Origin of the sequence: Paraburkholderia tropica, assembly GCF_900109265.1 — a bacterium.
GTDB lineage: Bacteria > Pseudomonadota > Gammaproteobacteria > Burkholderiales > Burkholderiaceae > Paraburkholderia > Paraburkholderia tropica.
Genome location: NZ_FNZM01000004.1, coordinates 53,807 through 74,116, shown reverse-complemented (window position 1 = coordinate 74,116; position 20,310 = coordinate 53,807). Strand labels below are relative to the sequence as shown.

Below are 20,310 nucleotides of genomic sequence, written 5' to 3'. Positions count from 1 at the left end.
TTTATCGCTTTCTCGTTTGATCGATCAGGCTTGGGCGAGCGTGAAACGCGCTTCGAGCGCGCCTGTGTCGACGCCTCGCGTATTGAGCACGTGCGGCGTGTCGTACGCGCGCAAGGCGGCCAGTTGCTCAGGCGTGCCAATGCCGAGCTGCCGCAACACCTCCACGACGATCGCATACAGCGCGGTCTGATTCCCGTCTTCCACTTTCACGGCGATGCCGAGCGCGTTCGCTTGCTGTGAGCCGCGCTTCCCATTCGGTCTCACGCCGATCGCGTAGCTGCCCGCCGCGCCCACCTTGCCGACCACGTCGCCGCCGAACGCCCGCATGAGCGTCGTGCAGAAGCGCTGCTCGCCCGCGACCATCTCCGGATGCGTGGTCATCGCGCGATGGATGCGGGCGAGCGCCTGCGTGCGCGGGGAAGCGCGGGTGGCGTCGTCGCGTTCGAGGGTGTCGGCTGCGTCGGCGAGCTTTGCGTACAGGCGCGCGAGACGATCGAGCGGGAAGGCCGGCGTGGGCAGATTGCAGCCGTCGATCGCCCATTGCACGCCGTCGTCCGGTAAATCGCAGACCTCGGCGACCGCGTGCTTCACGCGCAGTTGCAGCGGATGCCCCGCGAGGTGGTAATCCTCCAGCGGCGCGCCGATCGCGCGCGCCCCCGCGAGCATTCCCGCGTGCTTGCCCGAGCAGTTGCTGCACGCCGGGCCCGGCTCGAAGCCGCGTTTGATCCAGTCGCGCCAGACGGCATCCGACAAGGGCGGATGGCCGCCGCAGCGCATGTCGGCTTCGTGCGCGCCCACCTTCGCGAGCATGGCGAGCGTGCGTTCGATATGGCGCGCTTCGCTGTTGTTCGAGCCGCACATGAGCGCGAGATCGACGTCGTCGAAACCGAAACGATCGAGCGCGCCCGTTTCGATGACGGCCAGCGCCTGCGCGGGTTTGGCCGCCGAACGCACGAGCGTGAGCCGATGTGGATCGCCGAACGCGTAAAGCAGCGCACCGTGCGCATCGACGACGGCGATATGGGCGAAGTGGGTGGTCTCGACGAGGCCGCCGCGATACAGAACGGCGGCGGGCGGCGTAGCGGTCGTCATGGGGTGTCTCCGTGGCTGGCGGTTCGGGTCGCGCGACGGCTCGCGCCGGATCGGACGTGGCGCACGCGTGCTGCGGATTCTAACGCCGCATGGCGAGCGCATTCGTCATCTGAATGGCGATTTGAATCGCGTCTTGAATACGCTTATGAATTACGCATTGAACGCGCGTAATGTTCACGTCCGGCTTAATCGATATATCGCGATTCAGATTTCATTTTCTTTACGATCGCGTCTGAATGGTCGATTTATTGCATCGCATGCGCTTTTTTGGGGCGCGAATTGCACCGCCGATGCACGCGTTATTGGCAGGTGTTCTTTCGGCGCAACGCCTGCCTCAATTTCAACGCAATTTTTATTTTCGAAGCCTTATGATGCGCCTGATCGTTATTTCCGCCACTGGGCGCGGCGCCACGAGCGGCCTGCCCGGCATGCCTGCCTTGTCTTGCAAGTTAAGGTCGGCATTGCGTCGTTCGCAATAATCGCTTGTCGTTATTGAGGTATTTCGCAATTCAAGCGCGATTCGCATGGATCTGCGAAACGCACTGGCCGCCTCGACAGGTGTTGTGTGGAAAGCGCATTCGATTCAATGAATTAACGCCAAAACCCGGAGCCATAAAACATGAAAAAATCGCTAATCGCCCTCGCACTTACCGGCGCTTTTGCCGTCTCCGCGCATGCCCAGAGCAGCGTCACGCTGTACGGTCTCATCGACACCGGTCTCGTCTACACGAACAACCAGATGGGCCATAGCAACTGGCAGCTCAACAGCAGCTCGACGCAGAACACGGTGTTCGGCCTGAAGGGTACGGAGGATCTCGGCGGCGGTCTGAAGGCGATCTTCAAGCTCGAGCAAGGCTTCATCCTCAACAACGGCGCGCAGGCATTCTCGGGCGACATGTTCGGCTCGCAGGCGTGGGTCGGTCTCCAGGCGGATCAATACGGCACGGTCACGTTCGGCCGCCAGTTCGACGTGATGAACGACCTCGTCGGCCCGCTGACGGCGGAATTCAACACGTGGGGCGGCAGCCTCGCGGCGCATCCGTTCGAAAACGACAACCTCGCGGCGAACTCGGTCGTCATCAACAACTCGGTCAAGTACGCGAGCCCGACGTGGTACGGCGTCACGTTCGAGACGATGTACTCGTTCAGCAACCAGACCAGCTTCGCAAGCAACCGCTCGTACGGCTTCGCGGTGTCGTACGCACAAGGCCCGATCAACCTCGCAGCCGGCTACCTGCAACTGAACGGCGCGGGCAACGGCAGCGGCGCGGTGCAAACGAGCGACGCGAGCGCGAACTTCGTGGCGCAACGTCAACGCGTCTGGTCGCTGGGCGGCAACTACACGTACGGCCCGGTCACGGCCGGCCTCGTCTGGAGCCACTCGCAGATCGACAACGCGTCGGGCGTGTTCTCGTTCGGCACGGGCACGTACCTCGGCAGCGGCGACAACTCGGCCGGCTCGCTCGCGGGCTCGCTGCGTCTGGACAACTTCGAAGCGAACGTGAAGTACGCACTGACGCCGGCATGGTCGGTGTCGGGCGCCTACACGTACACGCACGGCGCGTACAACGGCTCGAACCCGGGCTGGAATACGGCGATGCTGCAAACGGACTACGCGATCAGCAAGCGCACGGACTTCTACCTCGAAGGCGTGTACCAGAACGTCCACGGCGCGCCGGAAGGCTCGGTGCTCTCGCACGCGATGATCAACACGCTGTCGCCGTCGTCGACGGACACGCAGGTTGCCGTCACGGTGGGCATGCGTCACGCGTTCTGATCGACGGGTCGTGTGACTGGCGCGCGCGGCTTGGGCCGCGCGTGTCGATCGAACGATGCGGGTTCGTCCCTCGCGGCGAGCCCGCATTTTCTTTTTTGTCGAATTATTCGGATGACGAAATAATTGGCGCGATTCAATCGCGTGCGTCGGCCATCAGTTTGACTGCGATGGCGCTCGCCAGCGCCACGACGCCGCTCACCAGCAACGCCCGCGCGAACCCGTGCGCGAACGCGAGCGGCGCGGCCTGCGCCAGCAGATGCGCGGTGGGCGCGTCGAGCGTGCGCAGCGCCTCGCCGGGGTCGCCTGCGAGCAGGCTCGCCATGAAACGCGCGTCGACGGCATGGAGCGCGGCCGGGACGCCGGCGATCGACTGCACGAGCGCGCTGTGCGTGCGCACCGCGAGCACGGCGCCGAGCACGCCGACGGCGGTCACGATGGCCGTGAATCGCGTGGTCGTGCTGATGCCCGAGGCCATGCCCGTGCGCTCGCGCGGCACGCAGGCCATGATGGCTTTTTGCGTGTCGCCGTTCATGACGCCCGCGCCGGTGCCGGTCACGAGCATCGCGAACGCCACGGCGAGATAGTGGCCGCCCGCCGCGCACGCGGCCATCGCGAGATTGCCCGCGCCGATCAGCGCGAGGCCCGCGCTCAGCACGCCGCCCGTCGTGACGCGCCGCGCGAGCGCTGCGCCGAGCGACGGCCCGGCGATCATCGCCGCCGCGAACGGCAGCATGCCGAGACCCGCCTGCAGCGCGGTGAAGCCGAACGCGATCTGCAAATAGAGCGGCAGGAAGGTCATCATGACCTGAGCGCAGGCCGCGTAACCGAACATGCCGAGCAGCGCGCCGACGAAGCGCGCGCGCCGGAACAGGCGCAGATCGATCATCGGCCGTGTTTGCCAGCGCTGGCTGCAGATGAAGAGTGCGAACAACGCGATGCTCGCTGCGCCCCGTCCGAGCGTGGCGCCCGATTGCCAGCCGTGCGCGGGAATGCCGATCAGCGTCGACACGGCGCACGCGAGCGCCGCTGCGAAAAGCATGCCGCCGGGCAGATCGAGGCGCTTGGCGTGCGGATCGCGCGATTCGTCGATGGCGCGCCGCGCGCCGAGCGCGAGCACCGCGCACACGGGCAGATTCATCAGAAAGATCCAGCGCCAGCCGACCCATTGCGTGATCGCGCCGCCGACCCACGGCGCGATGGCGGTCGCGATGCCCATGCACATGCCCCAGATCGCCCATGCGCGCTCGCGCGACGGGCCCTGCGCGAAGCGGTGCGCGATCACGGCGAGCGCAGACGTGAGCAACAGCGCCGCGCCCAGGCCTTTCACGGCGCGCGCGGCGATCAGCAGCGCCGCCGTGGGCGCCGCGCCGCAGCCGAGCGAAGCGAGCGCGAACAGCGCGAGGCCGCATTGCAGCACGCGACGGCGGCCGAAGCGGTCGGCGATTGCACCGGCAGGCAGCAGGCAGGCGGCGAACGCGGTCATGTAGGCGCTCACGACCCATTCGATGTCGGCGAAACTCGCGTGAAAAGCGTGCGCGATCGCGGGCAACGACACGGCGACCACGTTGGTGTCGAGCACGATCAGCGCGCAGGTCGCGGACGCGACGGCAAGCGTGACGTTCGGATGGCGGCTGGAAAACGAATCCGGGTGCGGATCGGTCGGCGCGGCGGAGTCGAGCGCGACGCTGGAAACGGACGAATCGGACATGGCGATGAGCGATGGTGGCGCGCTGGAAAAGACGTGAAGAGAAAGACGCGAAGAAATAGCCCGCATCGTCGCATCATCGACGGTTATCAGTCATTACCATAAAATGGCAATTTGCTTCACGAAACCGGTAATCATGAGTCGTCTCGAACTGCGCCACGTGCGGGCCTTCCTCAGCGTGGCGCGGCATCTGCATTTCGCGCGCGCGGCCGAAGAGCTCGACATGGCGCCGCCCGCGCTCACGCGCCACGTTCAGGAGGCCGAGCGTCATCTGGGCGCGCGGCTGTTTCATCGTTCGCGCACGGCGGTGTCGCTGACCGCGGCGGGCGAGGCGTATCTGCCCGAAGCGGCGGCGGCGCTCGAACATCTGCAGCGCGGTCAGGAACTCGCGGCGCTGGCGGCGCGCGGCGAGGTGGGGCGGATCGTGGCGGGCTATGTGTCGTCGGCGGTCTATTCGGGCGCGCTGCAACGCTCGATCGGCGAGTTTCGCGCCGCGTGGCCGCGCGTGGAAGTGAGCGTGACCGAGATCCCGATGGAAGACGTGGCGCGGCGTCTGGAGACGGGGCTGCTCGACGTCGCTTACGTGCGTCCGCCGCTCACGCTGCCCGACACGGTGCGCGTGTTCACCTTGCAGCGCGACGCCTTCGTGGCGGCGGTGCCGGCGGATTCGCCCTATGCGGCGCTGGAGACGCTGCGGCCGGCCGATCTCGCGGAGGCCAGTTTCGCGGTGCCGGAGCAGGAGTTCGGCACGCTCGAACTCGCGCGTCGCGGGCGCTTCGTGCCGCGCATCGCGGCGCGGCCGGGCGGCTTGCTGGCGGTGCTTGCGTGCGTGTCGGTGAACGGCTGGGTGGCGGTGATTCCCGACGCGCTGGCGGGCTGTGTGAGCTTGCCGGGCATCGTGTATCGGCGGATTGCGGGCAAGCCGATTACGTCGGAGTTGGCGCTCGTGTGCCGCAGGCACGAGCGCGCACCCGCGGTGCGGGCGTTTTTGCGGTTGGTGCCGAAGGCGAAGTGAGGGGGCGAGTCGCTTTTACTTGAGCAGCGTCGCGGCGTTGGCCTGGAGCCAGTCGAAGACCTTCGCCTGATACGTCTGTGCCGTTTCGATCGCCTCGGCCACATCGCCTTCCGTCGCAAGAAAAGCCGCCACATCCTTGCGGTTCCGCCAGTCCTGCAAGGCCTCGACGCTGTCCTGCAGGCGTTGCGGCGTCTTCATGACGATGGCCGCCGCTTCGAGCACCTTGACGTGATGCCCGGGCCTCGCCGTCGCGCGACAGCCCTGCGTGGAGAGCACGCCGAGGGCGCAGAAGAAGACCGCGTCGTAGGCGGCGTCCATGCGTGTGCTTTCGCTGATATCGGTATTGCGTGCGTCGCGCAGTTTCTTGTCGGCCTCGCCGATCCACGCGCGCAGATCCGCCTTGTTCGCCGCGCGGCGAACGAGGGGTGTGTTGGGCTCGTTCAGCAGGTCGTCAAGTGTGGGCATCCAGCGCTCCGATTAACGGAATCGTTGGATTGTGCAGCACGTCGGTGACGAACGCGTCCTGCTTGTTGACGAGTTCACGATATAGCGCAGGCCGAATGACGCTTGCATTGATGGGGCGCCCGCATCGACGCGCCAGCGGCTTGAGCAGTGCGTTGACTTTCAGTTCGGGCACATCGCCGACAATCAGCACGTCGATATCGCTCTCGGCCTTTTCCTCGCCGCGCGCGTAAGAGCCGAAGATCACGGCCGCCACGATGCCCGGGACGGCTTCGAGCGTGTTTCGCAGACCGTCGACGAGTTCGCTGCTCTGACGAAAGAGGGCACCGAGCGGCACGAGCGCCGGATCGAGCGACGCCTGATAACCGGTTTTGCCCGAACCGCACAGGATGCCCACATCGGTCCATTTGCGCAGCCAGCGATGAATGTTGCCGGGATCGACGCCGGTTTCCTCGGCGAGCCTGCGCGCGCTGTAAAACTGCGCGGGATGTTCGAATAGATGTCGCAATACCTTGTAGCGGCCGCTGCCGCCAAACAGCTCGGAGAAAAGTGCTTCATTCATGGCGGCTCCTGTCGAACGGCGAGGGTTGTTGTGTATTAGACAACAAATGTTGTGTTTTGTACAACATTCGAACACCACTTGGCCGCCATTTGACGACTGGTTGTTGTCCATTCTACAACGTTTGTTGTTCAATATACAACGAAACTCCCCACACGCCGCTCACCTCACCGCCAACTGCATCCGCGCAATCTCCGCAAAATACCGCGCGCCTGTCGTCAGGATGCTGTCGTTGAAATCGTAGCCGGCATTGTGCAGCGGCGTGCCGCCGTCGTCCGCGTCGATGCCGTTGCCGATGAACGCAAAATTGCCCGGCACGACCTGCAGAAACGCGCCGAAATCTTCCGAAATCATCATCGGCTGAACATTCGCGTCGACCTTGTCCGCGCCGACGACCATGCTCGCTGCTGCCGCAGCCACGTCGACGAATGCCGGTGTATTCACGGTCGGCACGAATTCGTGTGTGTACTCGAACGTGCATTCGGCGCCATGTGTGCGGCAAATGCCTTCGCTCACTTCGCGCATGCGGGTCGCCAGCAGACGCTGCACGTCGGGCGAATAACTGCGCGTATCGCCTTTGATGACGACGTTCGAAGGAATCACGTTGCGCAGACCATCCGTGATGATTTCCGTGCACGAAATAACGGCGCTCTGGCTCGGATCCAGATTGCGCGAAACGATCGTCTGCAACGCGAGCACGATCTGCGCGGCAATCACCACAGGATCGACGCCCATATGCGGCCGCGCCGCATGCGTGCCACGCGCTTTGATATGGATAACGAAGTTATCTTCACTGGCCATGACGCCACCGGATCGCGTCGAGATGCTGCCTGCGGGCAGGCCGGGCATATTGTGTACGCCGAAGATGGCGTCGACGGGAAAGCGCTCGAACAAACCGTCGGCCATCATGGCCTTGGCGCCGCGTCCGTGTTCTTCGGCGGGCTGAAAGATGAAGCGCACCGTGCCGTCGAAATCGCGACGTTCCGCGAGCAGTTGCGCCGCGCCGAGGATCATCGCCATATGTCCGTCGTGGCCGCAAGCGTGCATCTTGCCCGCGTTGCACGACGCATAGGGTCGGCCGGGCGCCTGCTCGGCGATATTCAGCGCGTCCATCTCGGCGCGCAGGCCGATCGCCCGCGTTCCGTTGCCGACTTTCAGATTGGCGACGAGTCCGGTTCCGCCGATGTTCCGGTGCACGTCCATGCCGAGCGTCTTGAGAATGTTCGCGACGTAATCGGACGTTTGGACTTCTTCGAACCCGGTTTCGGGATGCTGGTGCAACTGGCGGCGCCAGCCTTGCAGCTTTTCTTGCAGCGAGGTTTCCATGTCGTGACCTGTCTCGTGACTTGTTGTGCCGATGTCAGTGTTCGATCGCGTTCATCCGCGCCGCCTGGCGCGTGCCGACGCTGATCGCCGACTCGCCGACCAGCGCCTCGTAGACGCCGGGCGCCGTCGCGCCTTCCGTGTTGATAACGAGCACGTGCGATGCCGATCCCAAGCCGACTTGCAGTGAAAATTCAGGATTCCGTATGAGTTCGCTCAGGCCGGCGAATCCTGCCGCGCCCGATTCGCCCACGACCAATGGCGCATCGCGTTCCGAGCCGGCGGCGAGCGCACGCATGGCGGCCACGGCGTCGTCGTCGCTGATGGTCATGAAGTGGTCGATGCAGCCCTCGAGAATTTTCCACGCGAGCGGCGAGGCTTCGCCGCAGGCCAGTCCGGCCATCACCGAATCGACGCTGCCCGTTGCGCGAGTCGCGCGGCCCGCCATCGCGCTTTGATACAGACAGTCGGCCTGTTGCGGTTCGACGACGATGAATTGTGGTCGCTGCGCGCCGAAGTGTTCCCAGAGATAGCTGGCGACGCCCGCCGCCAGGCCGCCGACACCGCCTTGCAGAAACACGTGCGTGACCGGGCTGTCGAGTTGCGAAAGCGTCTCGGCCGCAATCACGCCGTAGCCCTGCATGACGTCGCGCGGAATTGTTTCGTAGCCGTCGTACGAGGTGTCCGAGACGACATGCCATTGATTGTCCGCCGCGAGTGTCGCGGCATGTTCGACGGACGCGTCGTAGTCGCCTTCAATCCGGACGATGCGTGCGCCGTAGTGCGCGATGGCGTCCTCGCGTTCGCGGCTGACGTTGGCATGAAGCACGATCACGCATTGGCAGCCGATATCGCGTGCGGCCGCGGCCAGCGCTTTGCCGTGGTTGCCGTCCGTCGCACTGATGACCGTGAGCGACGCGAGCAGGTCGGCGTAATCGCCGCGCAGCAGGCGCTGTGGATTCAGCTCGTGCGTGTGCCAGAGACGCAGGATCAGCCGCGTGAGCGCGATCGGCGCGCCGAGCGCCTTGAAACTGCCGAGCGGCGAGCGCAATCCTTCGTCTTTCACGCTCAGGCGCGCGATGCCCAGCGCCGAGGCCGCATCGGGCAGATCCCACAAAGGCGTGGCGGAGCGCGAAAGCTGGCCCCAACTGGAGAGCCACGCTCCGCTTTCATCCGCCGCGCGCACGTTCAGGATAGTTTGCAGCGAGGAAGGGTAAGCGGCACACGTGGCGCGCGGATTGGCGATCAGCATTTAACACACTCCGTAAGACATGGCGTCGATTCGATGCGTGAAATAATATTGCGATGCGTGCGTTATTTGTAATCGTAATTCGAGTGAAGAATGCAATAAATTCTCACGCTCGACTGCGGTTTACGCACGTAAATCCGGCTTCTTCCTTGCACTTCAATACGAGAATTTTTCTCATGGCCACGACCGACCGCGGCATCGAACTCGATGATTTCGACCTCAAGATTCTCGACATCGTCCAGCGGGACAATCAGGTTCCGCATCGGGAAATCGGTCAGCAGATCAATCTTTCGGTGCCGTCCGTCGCACGGCGTCTGCAACGTCTGCGCAAGAGCGGTGTGATCGAAAGCGATTGCAGCGTGTTGAATCCGGGCGCGCTCGGTTCGCATGTCACGGTGATCACGCATGTATCGGCCGAGAATGAAGCGGTCGAATTACTCGACGCAATGAAGGCACGCTTCGAAGCGTGCGAGCAGGTCCAGCAGTGTTATTACGTGACCGGCGATGTCGATTTCATTCTGATTTTCTGCGTGCGGGATATGGCCGAGTACACCGCGCTGACACGCTCGCTGTTTTTCGCGGAAGGGAATGTGAGGAGTTTCCGAACCTTCGTGGCGATGGAGCGTGTGAAGACCACGCTCAACGTGCCGGTGGGCTTGCGCGCTTGAGCGCGCGCGTCGGGCAATCTGACATCGAAACATGATGGCCTGCGCGCCTGCGCGATTAATCTCATAAAAAGATTGATATTATGTACATAATTTCCATGTAAGATGATGTCGTATCGACAGGCGCATCACTCCTCGCGGTTCAGCGAACGAAATGAGGTCATCATGAACGTGAAATCTTCAGGCACGCTTCTGGAAATCCTGGGCATCGAGAAGCCCATCATTCAGGCGCCGATGGCAGGCGTGGCGACGCCCGCGCTGGCTGCGGCAGTGTCGAATGCCGGCGGCCTCGGCTCGCTTGGCCTGGGCGCCATGAATGCCGCCGACGCGCGCAAGGCCATCGACGCCACGCGCGCACTGACGCAGAAACCGTTCAACGTGAATCTCTTTTGCCACGCGCCCGCGGTGGCGAATCGCGAGGTCGAGCAAACCTGGCTCAAATGGCTACAGCGCTACTTCGCGCTGTACGACGCCGAGCCGCCGGCGCAATTGCGCGAGATCTACACCAGCTTCGTCGCCGACGAGGCGATGCAGACGATGCTGCTCGACGCGCGTCCGGCAGTCGTGAGTTTTCATTTCGGTTTGCCGGATGCCGCGCTGATTGCCGCTTACAAACAGGCTGGGATTCGTCTGCTCGCGAGCGCGACCAATCTGGATGAAGCGCGTCAGGTCGAGGCGGCCGGTGTCGATGCGATCGTCGTGCAAGGTATCGAAGCGGGCGGCCATCGCGGTATCTTCGACGCCACGCCGCACGACGACGCGCTCGGCACGTTCGCGCTCACGCGGCTCGTGGCCGCGAAATGCAGCCTGCCGGTGATCGCGTCGGGCGGCATCATGGACGGCGCGGGCATCGTGGCGGCGCTGGCGCTCGGCGCATCGGCGGCGCAACTGGGAACGGCGTTCGTTTCGTGTCCGGAAACGTCGGTCGACGACGGTTATCGCAAAGCGTTGCTCGGCGCTGCCGCCGAACACACCACCTTCACGGAGGCCATTTCCGGCCGCGCGGCGCGCTCGATCGTGAACAAATTCACGCAGATCTTGCACGAGGCAGGGAGCCCGAAAACCGTGCCCGCCTATCCCATCACCTACGACGCGGGCAAGGCGTTGAATGCGGCGGCCAAGGCCAAGGGCGAGTTCGGTTATGGCGCGCAATGGGCCGGTCAGGCTGCGCCCTTGTCCCGCGCGCTGCCCGCTGCGGAACTCATGCGGACGCTCGAAGTGGAAATGCGCGACGCGGTGGCGCGACTCAATTCGGTCGTTTCGAATGCCGCTTGAGTGGCAGTAAGATCTCAAATTGAGATGATTGTGATTGACGTATTCGCTATTTGGGAATCGACGTATGGAACTGCTCGATCTGGAGATTTTCAGCCTGGTCGCGAAGGAACAGAGCGTCACGCGCGCGGCGCAATTGCTGCAGCGCGTGCAATCGAACGTCACGACGCGCGTCAAGCAGCTCGAAGAAGAACTGGGCGTGCAGCTCTTTTCGCGTGAAGGCAAGCGTATGACGCTGACCGAAAACGGGCAGCGTCTGCTTGGCTACGCGCATCGCATGCTCACGCTCGCTGAAGAGGCGCGGCAGGCGATGCAGTCGGACGTACCCGTCGGCAAGCTGAGAATTGGGGCGATGGAAAGCACGGCGGCGGCGCGGCTGCCTGGGCTACTGGGCGCGTATCAGAGTTTGTGGCCCGACGTGCAGCTCGAAATCTCCACGGGCACCACGCGCGCGTTGATCGACGACGTGAAGGCCAGCCGGCTCGATTGCGCCTTCGTGGCGGAAACCGACGAGCGCGCCGCCCTCGAATTCAACACGGACGACGATACCAGTCTCGCGGCGGTGCCGGTGTTTCGCGAGGAGTTGCTGCTGCTGGTGCCGGGTCGCGCGGGCGCTGCGTCCGCGAGCGTGGCGCATTATCCGCTCGCGGCCTTTCCGAAGGGCTGCACCTATCGCCGGCTCGGCGAGCAATGGCTGGAGTCGCAACACGCGGACGCGGGATCTCGTCCCGAGATCATCGAATACCACTCGTATCACGCGATTTTTGCGGCGGTATCCGCCGGAACAGCCGTGGCGGTGTTTCCGAAGTCGGTGCTCGCCACGCTCGCGGTTGCGAGCACCGTGCAGTCCATTCCGCTGACCGCCATCCAGACCTGGATGGTGTCGCGTCCTGCTTATCAAAGTCGGTCGCTGGACGAATTGAGCCGGCTCTTGCCCACATTCTGAGGGGCACGCACCATTAATTCGGATGGCTGATTAATTGCCGATCAGGACACGATCGTGTTCTGTACGATGCCGGCCAGAATGAAATCGATACCGGCGAGAAACTGCTCGCGGTCGTCGTGACCCGACAGCATGGCCGCCACCTGACGTACAAACGGGTGTTGTGCCGCATCGAGCTGCGCCCATTTCGCGGCGACGTTTTCCAGCACCGCCGCCCGATCCACGCCTTCGAGCGCCGCTTGCGGACGCGTCGCGTACTGCCCCGCGAGTCCGAGAATGAAGCTCAGAATGGCCGTCGCCGCGTTGAATTGCGCGGGCTCGGGCACGCCCATCGCCTGCACCTGCACGCCGACGCCTTCGAGTATCCGCAAGACCGCGTACTGCCACGGATCGCGCGCCAACTGCGCGCCGACCCATGGATGGGCGTCGATGGCATCGAAGACGCCGAGCGCCAGCGCGCGGATCGCGTCCTGCGGTTGCGGCCGCGTTGCCGCTTCGTGTAGCGCGGCGGCAACGATCTGGTCGGTGGCCTGGGCGAGCAAGGTCTGCTTGTCGGCGACGTGCCAGTAGAGCGCGCCGCTGCCGGTCGCGAGATGCGCCGCAAGGGCGCGAAAGGTCAGCGCGTCCTCGCCGTCCTGGTCGAGGATCTCGATCGCCGCTTCGACGATCCGCTGTTGGGTGAGCGCGTCCGCGCGCCGCCGTGTCCGGTTTTCCGTGGTCATCCCCGTAGCTTGACACTTATGGAACTTCGTTCCAAACTATTTTTCCTCTGGAACGTCGTTCCATGAGTGTTTCGTACATGACCAATTGAAAGGAAACGCGATGACGACACCGGTGACGATCGTCGGCGCGGGACTCGGCGGGCTGGTGCTCGCGCGCGTTCTGCATCTGCACGGCATTCCCGCGACCCTTTACGAGGCGGAGCCGTCGGCGCAAGCGCGCACGCAGGGCGGCATGCTCGACATCCACGAGCAGGACGGGCAGGCCGCGCTGGCGGCGGCCGGTTTGAGCGACGCGTTCCGGGCGATCGTTCACGTGGGCGGCGAGGCCACGCGCGTGCGGGACTCGCAGGGCACGCTGCTGCTCGATGAGCCCGACGACGGCACGGGCGGGCGGCCCGAAGTGTTGCGCGGGGAATTGCGCGACATGCTGCTGACGTCGCTGCCGCCGGGCACGGTGCGCTGGGGCAAAAAGCTCAGCGAGGTCGCGCCGCTCGGCGATGGCGAGCACCGGCTGAGGTTCACCGACGGTTCCAGCGTGATCAGCCGGTTGCTGGTGGGCGCCGATGGCGCGTGGTCGAAGGTCAGGCCGCTGCTGTCGGCGGCGGTGCCGGAGTATGCCGGCACGACGTTCATCGAAACGCATTTGCGCGACGTCGATACGCGCCACGTCGCGGCCGCCGAGGCCGTGGGCGGCGGCGGCTTGTTCGCGCCCGCGCCCGGCAAAGGGATCTTCGCGCATCGCGAACCCGGCGGCGTGCTGCACGCGTATATCGCGCTGAATCGCCCGCTGGCGTGGTTCGACGCGATCGACTTCAACGACGCGGCCAGTGCGACGGCTGCCATCGCGGCGGAATTCGTGGGCTGGGCGCCCGCGCTCACGGCGTTGATCACCGATGGCGAGGGCGCGCCGGTCCCGCGTCCGCTGTTCATGCTGCCGGTCGATCATCGCTGGACGCGCGTGCGCGGGGTGACGCTGCTCGGCGACGCCGCGCATCTCGCGCCGCCCGCGGGCGAAGGCGCGAATCTCGCCATGCTCGACGGTGCGGAGCTAGGCGCGGCGATCGCCGCCCACCCCGGCGATGCCGAGGCCGCGTTCGCCGCCTACGAAACGAAGATGTTTGCGCGCAGCTACGCGGCGGCGGTGGATTCCTGCACCACGCTCGCGCTGTGTCTCGACGAGCGCACGCCCGCGAGTCTCGTCGAATTCCTCAGCGGCGGCGCGGCGAGTCGCGCGACGGCATAGCGAGACTCGCCGCGGCCGAACCGATCAACCTGAACTGGGACGGATCAAGCCGGATCGCGCGGCGACCATCGGCGCAGATCGTCGGCGAGCGGCACGCAGGCGAGCGTGAGCAGCGCGGCCGCAAGCAGGGCCGCGGACGAAAAACCCAGATGCCGGAACGCCAGCGCGCCACCCAGCCCGCCGATCAGGAACATGCCGAGCAGCGAGGCCAGCACGCGCACGCGCAGCATGTCCGCGCGCACGTGCTGCGCCGCGCCCGCCGGCACGCCCCAGTTCCAGTACAGCCCCTTGCCGAGCTCGATGCCGAGATCGGTCACGATGCCGGTCATATGCGTCGTGCGGATTTCGGCGTGCGAGATCTTCGTGATCATCGCGTTCTGCAGGCCCATCACGTAGCAGAGCAGTGCGACGGTGGCGGGCACGAACAGTACGCGATGGTGTTCCATGTTCGCGCCGAGCACGGCGAAGCCCGTCAGCAGCAGGGCTTCGAGCATCATCGGCAAGGCGTAGACGCTGTGGACGGCGCGGCGGCGTCCCCAGTTGATCAGGACCGCGGACGTGGCCGCGCCGCCCGCGAAGGCGAAGATCGCGCTGAGCGCGGCGAGCGCGAGGCCGATATCGCCGAGCGCGAGGTTGTCGGCCACCGACGAGACGATGCCGGACATGTGCGAGGTGTATTGCCCGACCGCCAGGAAGCCGCCGGCGTTGGCCGCGCCCGCGATGCACGCGAGCGCGCGGCCGAGCCGGAGATTGGCTTTCTCGGTGCGTTCCACGGACGTGAAGCTGCGCAGATACTGGATAGGCACGGGCGGTTCCTCGGCGGGCGACGGTAACCAGTGTAAGACCTGTCGGCTTGACGGGATCGAGGTCCGTCGCACTATAGCGGTGCGGCGGATTGCCGCGATCCGGCGCCCGAGCGCGCGTCGTGTGCCGCGCGCACGCTCGGTTTCATGTTCCGTTTGCACGCTCGGCGCGGCTTGCCGGTCATGCGTCAGCCGCAACCGCGCCGCGCCTGTGAAGCCGACGGGCGCTCATCGGCGCTCATCGACGCTCACGAGGCCTTACTGGCCCGCTTGCGAACGGCCGCCTGCTGCCGACGAACCGGCCGCGGCGCCGCCCACTGCGCTGTTCTGCGCGGCGACCTTGGCTTCGGCGGCCTGGATCGCTTCCGGGTAGTGGGCGTTGTCGCCGTCGCCCGGGCGATAGCCGGCCTGTTCGAGCTGCACGAGTTCGGCGCGAACCTGCGCGCGGGTCATGCCGCCGTTCGACTGGGCGAACGAGGCAACCGGGAGCGTGAGAGCAAGGGCAACAGCAGCAACCTGGACAAGCGACTTCATGACAACCTCCGATCTGTTTCGTGATTGGCTGCGGCAACTCGCCGCAATCCATGACTAAAAGTCTAGAGGTCTTATCTCCCAGGGTTAACCACTAATCCGCCAAGGGACTCTTCCGGCCGGTGGAAGGATCGCCGCTCGCGTCCGCTACCGGGCCGGTGAGCGCGCGATAGTCCCCGGCGTCGATGCCGCGTCGGGCGCGCAGGAATGCCGCGAGCTGCCAGAGCTGCGTGTCGTCGAGCGATTTGCCGAAGGCGGGCATCGCGGTCATCTTGACGCCGTGGCGCATGACCCAGAACGTCGATTGCGGCCCGTTATGACGTTTGGCCGCGAGCAGATCCGGCGCGCGTGGCGAGATGCCCGCGCCGATCGGATCGAGACGCACGCCGGGCGCGCCGTGGCAGTAGACACAATGCTGCGCATAGAGATGCGCGCCCGCGCGCACGTTGACGTCGTTCACGAGATTGTCCGGCACCGCGACCGCGGACGACTGCCGGTCGAGCGAGCGCTGGTAGGTCGTGTGCAAAAACCACGCGACGAGCGCATTGTCCTTGTCGGTCGCCGCCACACCGACGTAACCGGAAAACGCCCAGACCGATGCGCCCGCGCCGATCAGCGCGAGCAACAGGAGGGCGGTGAAAATCGTGCGCGTGGCGAAGGCGCGGCGTGAAGTCATACCTGTGCTCATGAACGTGCGTGCGCAATGGCGTTGGCGGAAAACTCCGCATCCTACCGTTGCACGCGTGCGCCGACGTTGAGTAATTTCGCTGACTTCATGAGTTGCACGCATGGTGAGGTGTCACTGTGCGCGCGGAACGACGTCTTAACGTTTTCTTGATGCCGGCATCGCTATGATTCGGGCGAGGGTAGATTTCGCCGATGCGTGGCCGATGCCCGGTCGATGCGAAAAGCCCTTGATTCAAGGCATTTTTCAGTCGATCGCGGCCTTGCTCGCCGTGAGTTCGATACGAAAGCGCGTGCCTGCGCCGGGCGCGGAATCGAGCGTGACAAGCCAGCCTTGATGCTCGCAGATGCGCTGGACGAGCGAGAGCCCGAGGCCGAGATTGTCCGCGCCCGCTTCGCCGCCGCGCACGAATGGGGTGAAAACATGGGGCTTCACGCTCGCCGCGATGCCAGGACCGTCGTCGGCGACTTCGAAACTGGCGGCGTCGGCGCGCACGAGAATACGCGTGCCGCTGGCCGCGTGCTGGAGCGCGTTGCGGATCAGATTCGAGAGCACGATACGCAGCAGTGCAGCCGGAAAAAGATTCGTCATCCCAGGTAATGGATTAGCAGGGGCGAATTCGCCTTCCATGCGCAAGCCGAGTTGCGTGGCGCGTGGCGACCAGTGCGCGATTTCCTCGCGCACCACACTGGCGACGTCGCTTTGCGCGAAGCCCGTGGCCGTGGCCGAACCGCGTGACAGCATCAGATACGCGGCGAGTTGCTGATGAATATCGCGCGAGGCCGCGTGCGCGCGTTCGAGTTTCGCGCGTTGCGTGGCGGTGAGCGCGGGGTCGTCGAGCAGCAGTTCGCACGAACTCGAAATAACCGTGAGCGGCGTGCGCAATTCGTGGCTCACATCGGCGGTAAAGAGTTTTTCGCGTTGCAGCGCGGCTTCGAGTTCGTTGTAGGTGGCGTCGAAAGCGGCAGCGAGCCGGCCGATTTCGTTCTCCGGATACGCGTGCGCGAGACGCGTTTGCGGCGGCAGCGCAGGACGTTTGACGACCTGTTCCGCGAGCCGGATCAGCGGGCGCACGAAGCGGCGCGTGACGGCGCCGCCCAGCAGAAACGCCACCAGCAGACTCGCGACCACGCTGAGCACCGTGAGCCAGTGCGAATGCACGCGGCGCTCCTCGAAAGCCGTGTAGTCGCGCAGCAGCATGTAGCGCACGCCGTCGCGGTCGTCGGCCATCACATGCCAGTCGCGGTCGCCGTGTTCGAGGCGCGAGAAGCCGGGCTCGACGTCGCGCAGCCAGGTCGGAAACGTATCGCTGCCCGGTTCGCCGTGAAAGAAGCGGTTCACGCGGCCAACGCTCTTGCCCGCGAGATATTCGTCGCGCACGCGGTCGAGCGCCATGCCCATATCGATCTGCTGCAAATGCGTTTCGAGGCGGTTGACGGTCCACATCGAGACGAGCGAGAGCAGCGCGCCGACGATCAACGCGAGCACCAGATAGGCGAGCACGAAGTCGCGCGCGAGCGTGCGGCGCGGACGCGTTTCCAACCGAGTCTGCGGCTGAGTCTGGCTCGCGTCTCGCGGCGCGTCAGCGCGCATCGTCTTGCGCCGCGCGTAGCTGATAACCCACGCCGTGCACCGTCTGCAGCAGCGCTTGTTCGAACGGCTTGTCGATCACCTGGCGTAGCTGATGAATGTGCGTGCGCAGGCTGTCGCTGTCGGGTGGCGAGTCGAGCCACAGCGCTTCCTCGAGACGCGCGCGGGCCACCACCGACGGGCTTTCCTGCATGAGAATTTTCAGCAAGGTCATGGGCGCGGGCGGCAGACGCAAGGTTCGGCCCGCGCGCGCGAGCTCGCGCGTGTCGAGATCGAGCACGAGGTCAGCGACCTGCAGCGAGCGCGCGACCGAGCGTTTGCGCGGACGCTGCGAGAGCGCCTTGACGCGCGCGCCGAGTTCGGCGAGCGCGAACGGCTTCACGAGATAGTCGTCGGCGCCGGCGTGAAAACCCGCGAGCCGTTCGTCGAGCGTGTCGCGCGCCGTGACCATGATGAGCGGCGTTTCGCATTGCGCGTCTTCACGCAGGCGGCGGCACAATTCGTAGCCGTCGAGCCGCGGCAGCGCGAGATCGAGAATGATGACGTCGTATTCGTTGCGCGTGGCGAGCGCATAGCCTTGCACGCCGTCGAGCGCGCAATCGACCATCGTGTTTCGGGCACCCAAATAGCTGGCGATATTGCCGAGAATATCGGGGTCATCTTCAATCGCGAGAATTCGCATGGTCGATGCACGGAGAAAAGTGGCTGAAATCGCGGGCATTTTAACAGCGCACCGCGAAACAAGCTGTCCTGAACGTCGATGTGCGATGTGGTCGCGAGATTCAAACGGTGACGTTGCGCTTAAGCGGCGGATGACTGGCGAAATATTGACGGATGCCGTCGTAAATCGCATCGGCCATTTGCTGGCGGTAAGCCGGAATCTGGAGTTTGCGTTCTTCGTCCGGGTTGCTGATAAACGCGGTCTCCACCAGAATCGATGGAATATCGGGCGCTTTCAGTACGGCGAATCCGGCCTGTTCGCGGCGCCGGCTTATCTCGAAGCGCATGGCACGCCGGTCGATGTGGTCGATTTGAGTTGTCACGAATTCGCCTCGTATGTGAACGACCTGATTCAACTCGATACGGTGCGCTGGCTCGATGAAGTGGTGAGCAATCCGCGTCTGTCGTTCCAGTCGTCGAGCATGATTGCGCAATTGTTTGCGGCGATGTCGGCGGCGGGCATCGTCATGCATTAAATCGGTGACGCAGTTTCTTCAGGAAACGATCGCCCGCGACTATCCGTTGCCACGCAGCGCTCAATACATTCGTGAGTGAGGTGGTGAAACGCGAGGGTCTGTGGTGGCCGGCATTCGATAGTTGTCCAGCGAACGGCCTCTAAGCGACTGAAAATATTGAGATTGTAAAAAATGCATGGCGTGTCGTTTTGGAAACAAATCTGGTCTGCGACACGTCGAATCACCAACTTGTGGTTGCAAACGAAAGCTGTCCTGAAATCGCTCTTAGTGTTGTCCCACAGGGAAGACCGGGCTGGATGTTTGTTGCGATTTGGGTCAGTCGGCCTAGAGTCATTTTATATAGCGACACAAAAAAAGACCGCCCGGTTGGGCGGTCTCTAACAAAGCCGTGCCGATGCTAGTCAGCCGTCAGACTTCGACCTCTGCTTGGCGTTATGCTGCTCTGGCGACAGTGGATTTTTGTTTTCTCATTTCGATGATGGTTGCGACGAGCTCGTGCCATTTTCCAGACTGTCGATAGTCTCGATAGAGCGAACTCACGGCCGAAATTGTTCCGTGTTTTGAATTTACCGAGGTCCAACCGACTCCCGTTCCGAGCTTTTCCAAAATTGCGCCTACAAACGCGCGCGCTTGTTCGCCGCTCCGACATCTAGGTCCAGTTGGAAACAGGTATGCGACACACGCCCACTCATCATCGGAGAGCTCCCAGCCAGCAGGGCCTTCAATAATGTCAGGGTCCGCGAGTATCGGGTTGAGGCGCTCCCCTGGTGCCGGCTCTCTGAGCCGGAAATGTTGTGGTTGCCGGCCGGCCCAGTCAAAAGGTGCTTCAAGTGGAACACATTTTGCAATGTTCAAGCCCGACACAAAAAATTTTCGTCCCCTAAGACAACCTTTTAGACAGATATCTATCTCAGCTGTTGGCAACTTGATTCCGACGATTCCGGAAGTAGCGCTGGTATAAACCGAGTCAAATGCGGCTCGAGCAGAGGGGAAGCAGTAAAGCCATCGAAGTCGCTCGAAGCTGGTGTCGCCAACCGGGACATGTTGTCGAAGCTTTCGAGGGAGAAGTGCAACAGACATCGAACCATTGGCGCTCACGGGAGCGAGTAGCATATCGAGTCCTGAAGGTCGAAACAGATATTCAAAGACAGTCGCATTCGGTTTGAACAATGCCTTGAGCACAAGTATCGCTGGCAACACTAAGCGAAGCCCGTTATGGTCGACCTCAAAAATCTGGTGCCTGTTAGCGTCGGGGTTGGCTTTAATAGCCATTTCTGAGAAGTACTCGGTGGCATCCACGACCTTCCATCGTGAAAAGCACGTTGCTCCGGACATCCGGCTGGTGCTTGCCCCGGGTATGGCAGCTTCCCAAGTAGCTTCGACGTTCATCCATTCAGTATCACTATCTCCTTTCACCATCTTTGCTGCCAATACTCCATTTCTTCGTTCAATCCCTTGCAGCCACATGTCCTGCGCTC

The 20,310-nt window shown here is 63.8% G+C and carries 21 protein-coding genes and 1 pseudogene; 8 read left to right on the top strand and 14 right to left on the bottom strand.

Annotation, left to right across the window (positions count from 1 at the left end):
• Positions 1-24 precede the first annotated feature (24 nt).
• The gene (locus BMY06_RS07075) at positions 25-1,092 is read right to left on the bottom strand and encodes an asparaginase (protein WP_074982336.1); all 1,068 of its coding nucleotides are present in this window, start codon (positions 1,090-1,092) and stop codon (positions 25-27) included.
• A 67-nt stretch (positions 1,093-1,159) separates the two neighbouring features.
• Here BMY06_RS07075 and BMY06_RS39525 point away from each other — a divergent pair, with 67 nt between their 5' ends.
• Together BMY06_RS39525 and BMY06_RS07070 are read left to right on the top strand one after the other, a co-directional pair.
• Positions 1,160-1,588, top strand: a complete 429-nt coding sequence (locus tag BMY06_RS39525) for a hypothetical protein (protein ID WP_161495534.1) — start codon at positions 1,160-1,162, stop codon at positions 1,586-1,588.
• A gap of 123 nt (positions 1,589-1,711) precedes the next feature.
• Entirely contained in the window at positions 1,712-2,869 is a 1,158-nt protein-coding gene (locus tag BMY06_RS07070; protein ID WP_065060685.1) for a porin, read from the top strand.
• A gap of 133 nt (positions 2,870-3,002) precedes the next feature.
• Here BMY06_RS07070 and BMY06_RS07065 read toward each other — a convergent pair whose 3' ends face one another.
• Positions 3,003-4,577 (bottom strand): MFS transporter, encoded by a 1,575-nt coding sequence (locus tag BMY06_RS07065; RefSeq protein ID WP_074982334.1) that lies wholly within the window; start codon positions 4,575-4,577, stop codon positions 3,003-3,005.
• A gap of 133 nt (positions 4,578-4,710) precedes the next feature.
• Here BMY06_RS07065 and BMY06_RS07060 point away from each other — a divergent pair, with 133 nt between their 5' ends.
• Positions 4,711-5,589 carry a LysR family transcriptional regulator gene (locus BMY06_RS07060; protein WP_065060687.1) on the top strand — a complete coding sequence of 293 codons (879 nt, stop codon included), beginning with the start codon at positions 4,711-4,713 and terminating at the stop codon, positions 5,587-5,589.
• A gap of 15 nt (positions 5,590-5,604) precedes the next feature.
• On the opposite strand, the gene BMY06_RS07055 is transcribed toward BMY06_RS07060, so the two are convergent.
• From BMY06_RS07055 to BMY06_RS07040, 4 genes are read right to left on the bottom strand one after another with little or no spacing between them, the layout of a single operon-like run.
• On the bottom strand, positions 5,605-6,054 hold the full coding sequence (locus tag BMY06_RS07055) for a hypothetical protein (RefSeq protein ID WP_074982332.1): 450 nt from the start codon (positions 6,052-6,054) through the stop codon (positions 5,605-5,607).
• The gene (locus tag BMY06_RS07050; RefSeq protein ID WP_080180206.1) at positions 6,041-6,724 is read right to left on the bottom strand and encodes a nucleotidyltransferase domain-containing protein; all 684 of its coding nucleotides are present in this window, start codon (positions 6,722-6,724) and stop codon (positions 6,041-6,043) included. The genes BMY06_RS07055 and BMY06_RS07050 overlap by 14 nt, the downstream gene beginning before the upstream one ends.
• Before the next feature lie 48 nt (positions 6,725-6,772).
• Positions 6,773-7,936, bottom strand: a complete 1,164-nt coding sequence (locus tag BMY06_RS07045) for a M20 aminoacylase family protein (protein ID WP_074982328.1) — start codon at positions 7,934-7,936, stop codon at positions 6,773-6,775.
• Between the two features lie 34 nt (positions 7,937-7,970).
• Complete coding sequence (locus tag BMY06_RS07040) at positions 7,971-9,185, bottom strand: diaminopropionate ammonia-lyase (protein WP_074982326.1); 1,215 nt, start codon at positions 9,183-9,185, stop codon at positions 7,971-7,973.
• A 173-nt stretch (positions 9,186-9,358) separates the two neighbouring features.
• Here BMY06_RS07040 and BMY06_RS07035 point away from each other — a divergent pair, with 173 nt between their 5' ends.
• From BMY06_RS07035 to BMY06_RS07025, 3 genes are all read left to right on the top strand, one after another.
• The gene (locus BMY06_RS07035) at positions 9,359-9,850 is read left to right on the top strand and encodes an Lrp/AsnC family transcriptional regulator (protein WP_074982324.1); all 492 of its coding nucleotides are present in this window, start codon (positions 9,359-9,361) and stop codon (positions 9,848-9,850) included.
• A gap of 162 nt (positions 9,851-10,012) precedes the next feature.
• A complete protein-coding gene (locus BMY06_RS07030) occupies positions 10,013-11,122 on the top strand; it encodes an NAD(P)H-dependent flavin oxidoreductase (protein ID WP_074982321.1) in 1,110 nt (369 codons plus the stop codon).
• Positions 11,123-11,186: 64 nt separating this feature from the next.
• Entirely contained in the window at positions 11,187-12,065 is an 879-nt protein-coding gene (locus tag BMY06_RS07025; protein ID WP_074982319.1) for a LysR substrate-binding domain-containing protein, read from the top strand.
• A gap of 41 nt (positions 12,066-12,106) precedes the next feature.
• On the opposite strand, the gene BMY06_RS07020 is transcribed toward BMY06_RS07025, so the two are convergent.
• Positions 12,107-12,784 (bottom strand): TetR/AcrR family transcriptional regulator, encoded by a 678-nt coding sequence (locus BMY06_RS07020; protein ID WP_074982317.1) that lies wholly within the window; start codon positions 12,782-12,784, stop codon positions 12,107-12,109.
• Between the two features lie 100 nt (positions 12,785-12,884).
• Here BMY06_RS07020 and BMY06_RS07015 point away from each other — a divergent pair, with 100 nt between their 5' ends.
• Positions 12,885-14,027 (top strand): FAD-dependent oxidoreductase, encoded by a 1,143-nt coding sequence (locus BMY06_RS07015; protein ID WP_074982313.1) that lies wholly within the window; start codon positions 12,885-12,887, stop codon positions 14,025-14,027.
• Between the two features lie 44 nt (positions 14,028-14,071).
• Here BMY06_RS07015 and BMY06_RS07010 read toward each other — a convergent pair whose 3' ends face one another.
• The 6 genes and pseudogenes from BMY06_RS07010 to BMY06_RS40105 all read right to left on the bottom strand — a co-directional run.
• Positions 14,072-14,833, bottom strand: coding sequence for a YoaK family protein (locus BMY06_RS07010; protein WP_065060694.1), 762 nt, complete (start codon positions 14,831-14,833; stop codon positions 14,072-14,074).
• A gap of 255 nt (positions 14,834-15,088) precedes the next feature.
• The gene (locus BMY06_RS07005; RefSeq protein ID WP_065060695.1) at positions 15,089-15,364 is read right to left on the bottom strand and encodes a DUF4148 domain-containing protein; all 276 of its coding nucleotides are present in this window, start codon (positions 15,362-15,364) and stop codon (positions 15,089-15,091) included.
• Between the two features lie 91 nt (positions 15,365-15,455).
• Positions 15,456-16,037 (bottom strand): c-type cytochrome, encoded by a 582-nt coding sequence (locus tag BMY06_RS07000; RefSeq protein ID WP_074982310.1) that lies wholly within the window; start codon positions 16,035-16,037, stop codon positions 15,456-15,458.
• A gap of 255 nt (positions 16,038-16,292) precedes the next feature.
• A complete protein-coding gene (locus BMY06_RS06995) occupies positions 16,293-17,588 on the bottom strand; it encodes a sensor histidine kinase (RefSeq protein WP_074982307.1) in 1,296 nt (431 codons plus the stop codon).
• A gap of 40 nt (positions 17,589-17,628) precedes the next feature.
• Complete coding sequence (locus BMY06_RS06990) at positions 17,629-18,318, bottom strand: response regulator transcription factor (RefSeq protein WP_074982305.1); 690 nt, start codon at positions 18,316-18,318, stop codon at positions 17,629-17,631.
• A 100-nt stretch (positions 18,319-18,418) separates the two neighbouring features.
• Positions 18,419-18,616 (bottom strand): annotated as a pseudogene (locus BMY06_RS40105) (N-acetylmuramoyl-L-alanine amidase family protein); the annotation flags it as partial.
• Between the two features lie 78 nt (positions 18,617-18,694).
• Here BMY06_RS40105 and BMY06_RS40100 point away from each other — a divergent pair.
• The gene (locus tag BMY06_RS40100) at positions 18,695-18,832 is read left to right on the top strand and encodes a hypothetical protein (protein WP_234774723.1); all 138 of its coding nucleotides are present in this window, start codon (positions 18,695-18,697) and stop codon (positions 18,830-18,832) included.
• 432 nt (positions 18,833-19,264) lie between these two features.
• Here BMY06_RS40100 and BMY06_RS38065 read toward each other — a convergent pair whose 3' ends face one another.
• The gene (locus tag BMY06_RS38065; RefSeq protein WP_080180204.1) at positions 19,265-20,299 is read right to left on the bottom strand and encodes a transposase; all 1,035 of its coding nucleotides are present in this window, start codon (positions 20,297-20,299) and stop codon (positions 19,265-19,267) included.
• Positions 20,300-20,310 lie beyond the last annotated feature (11 nt).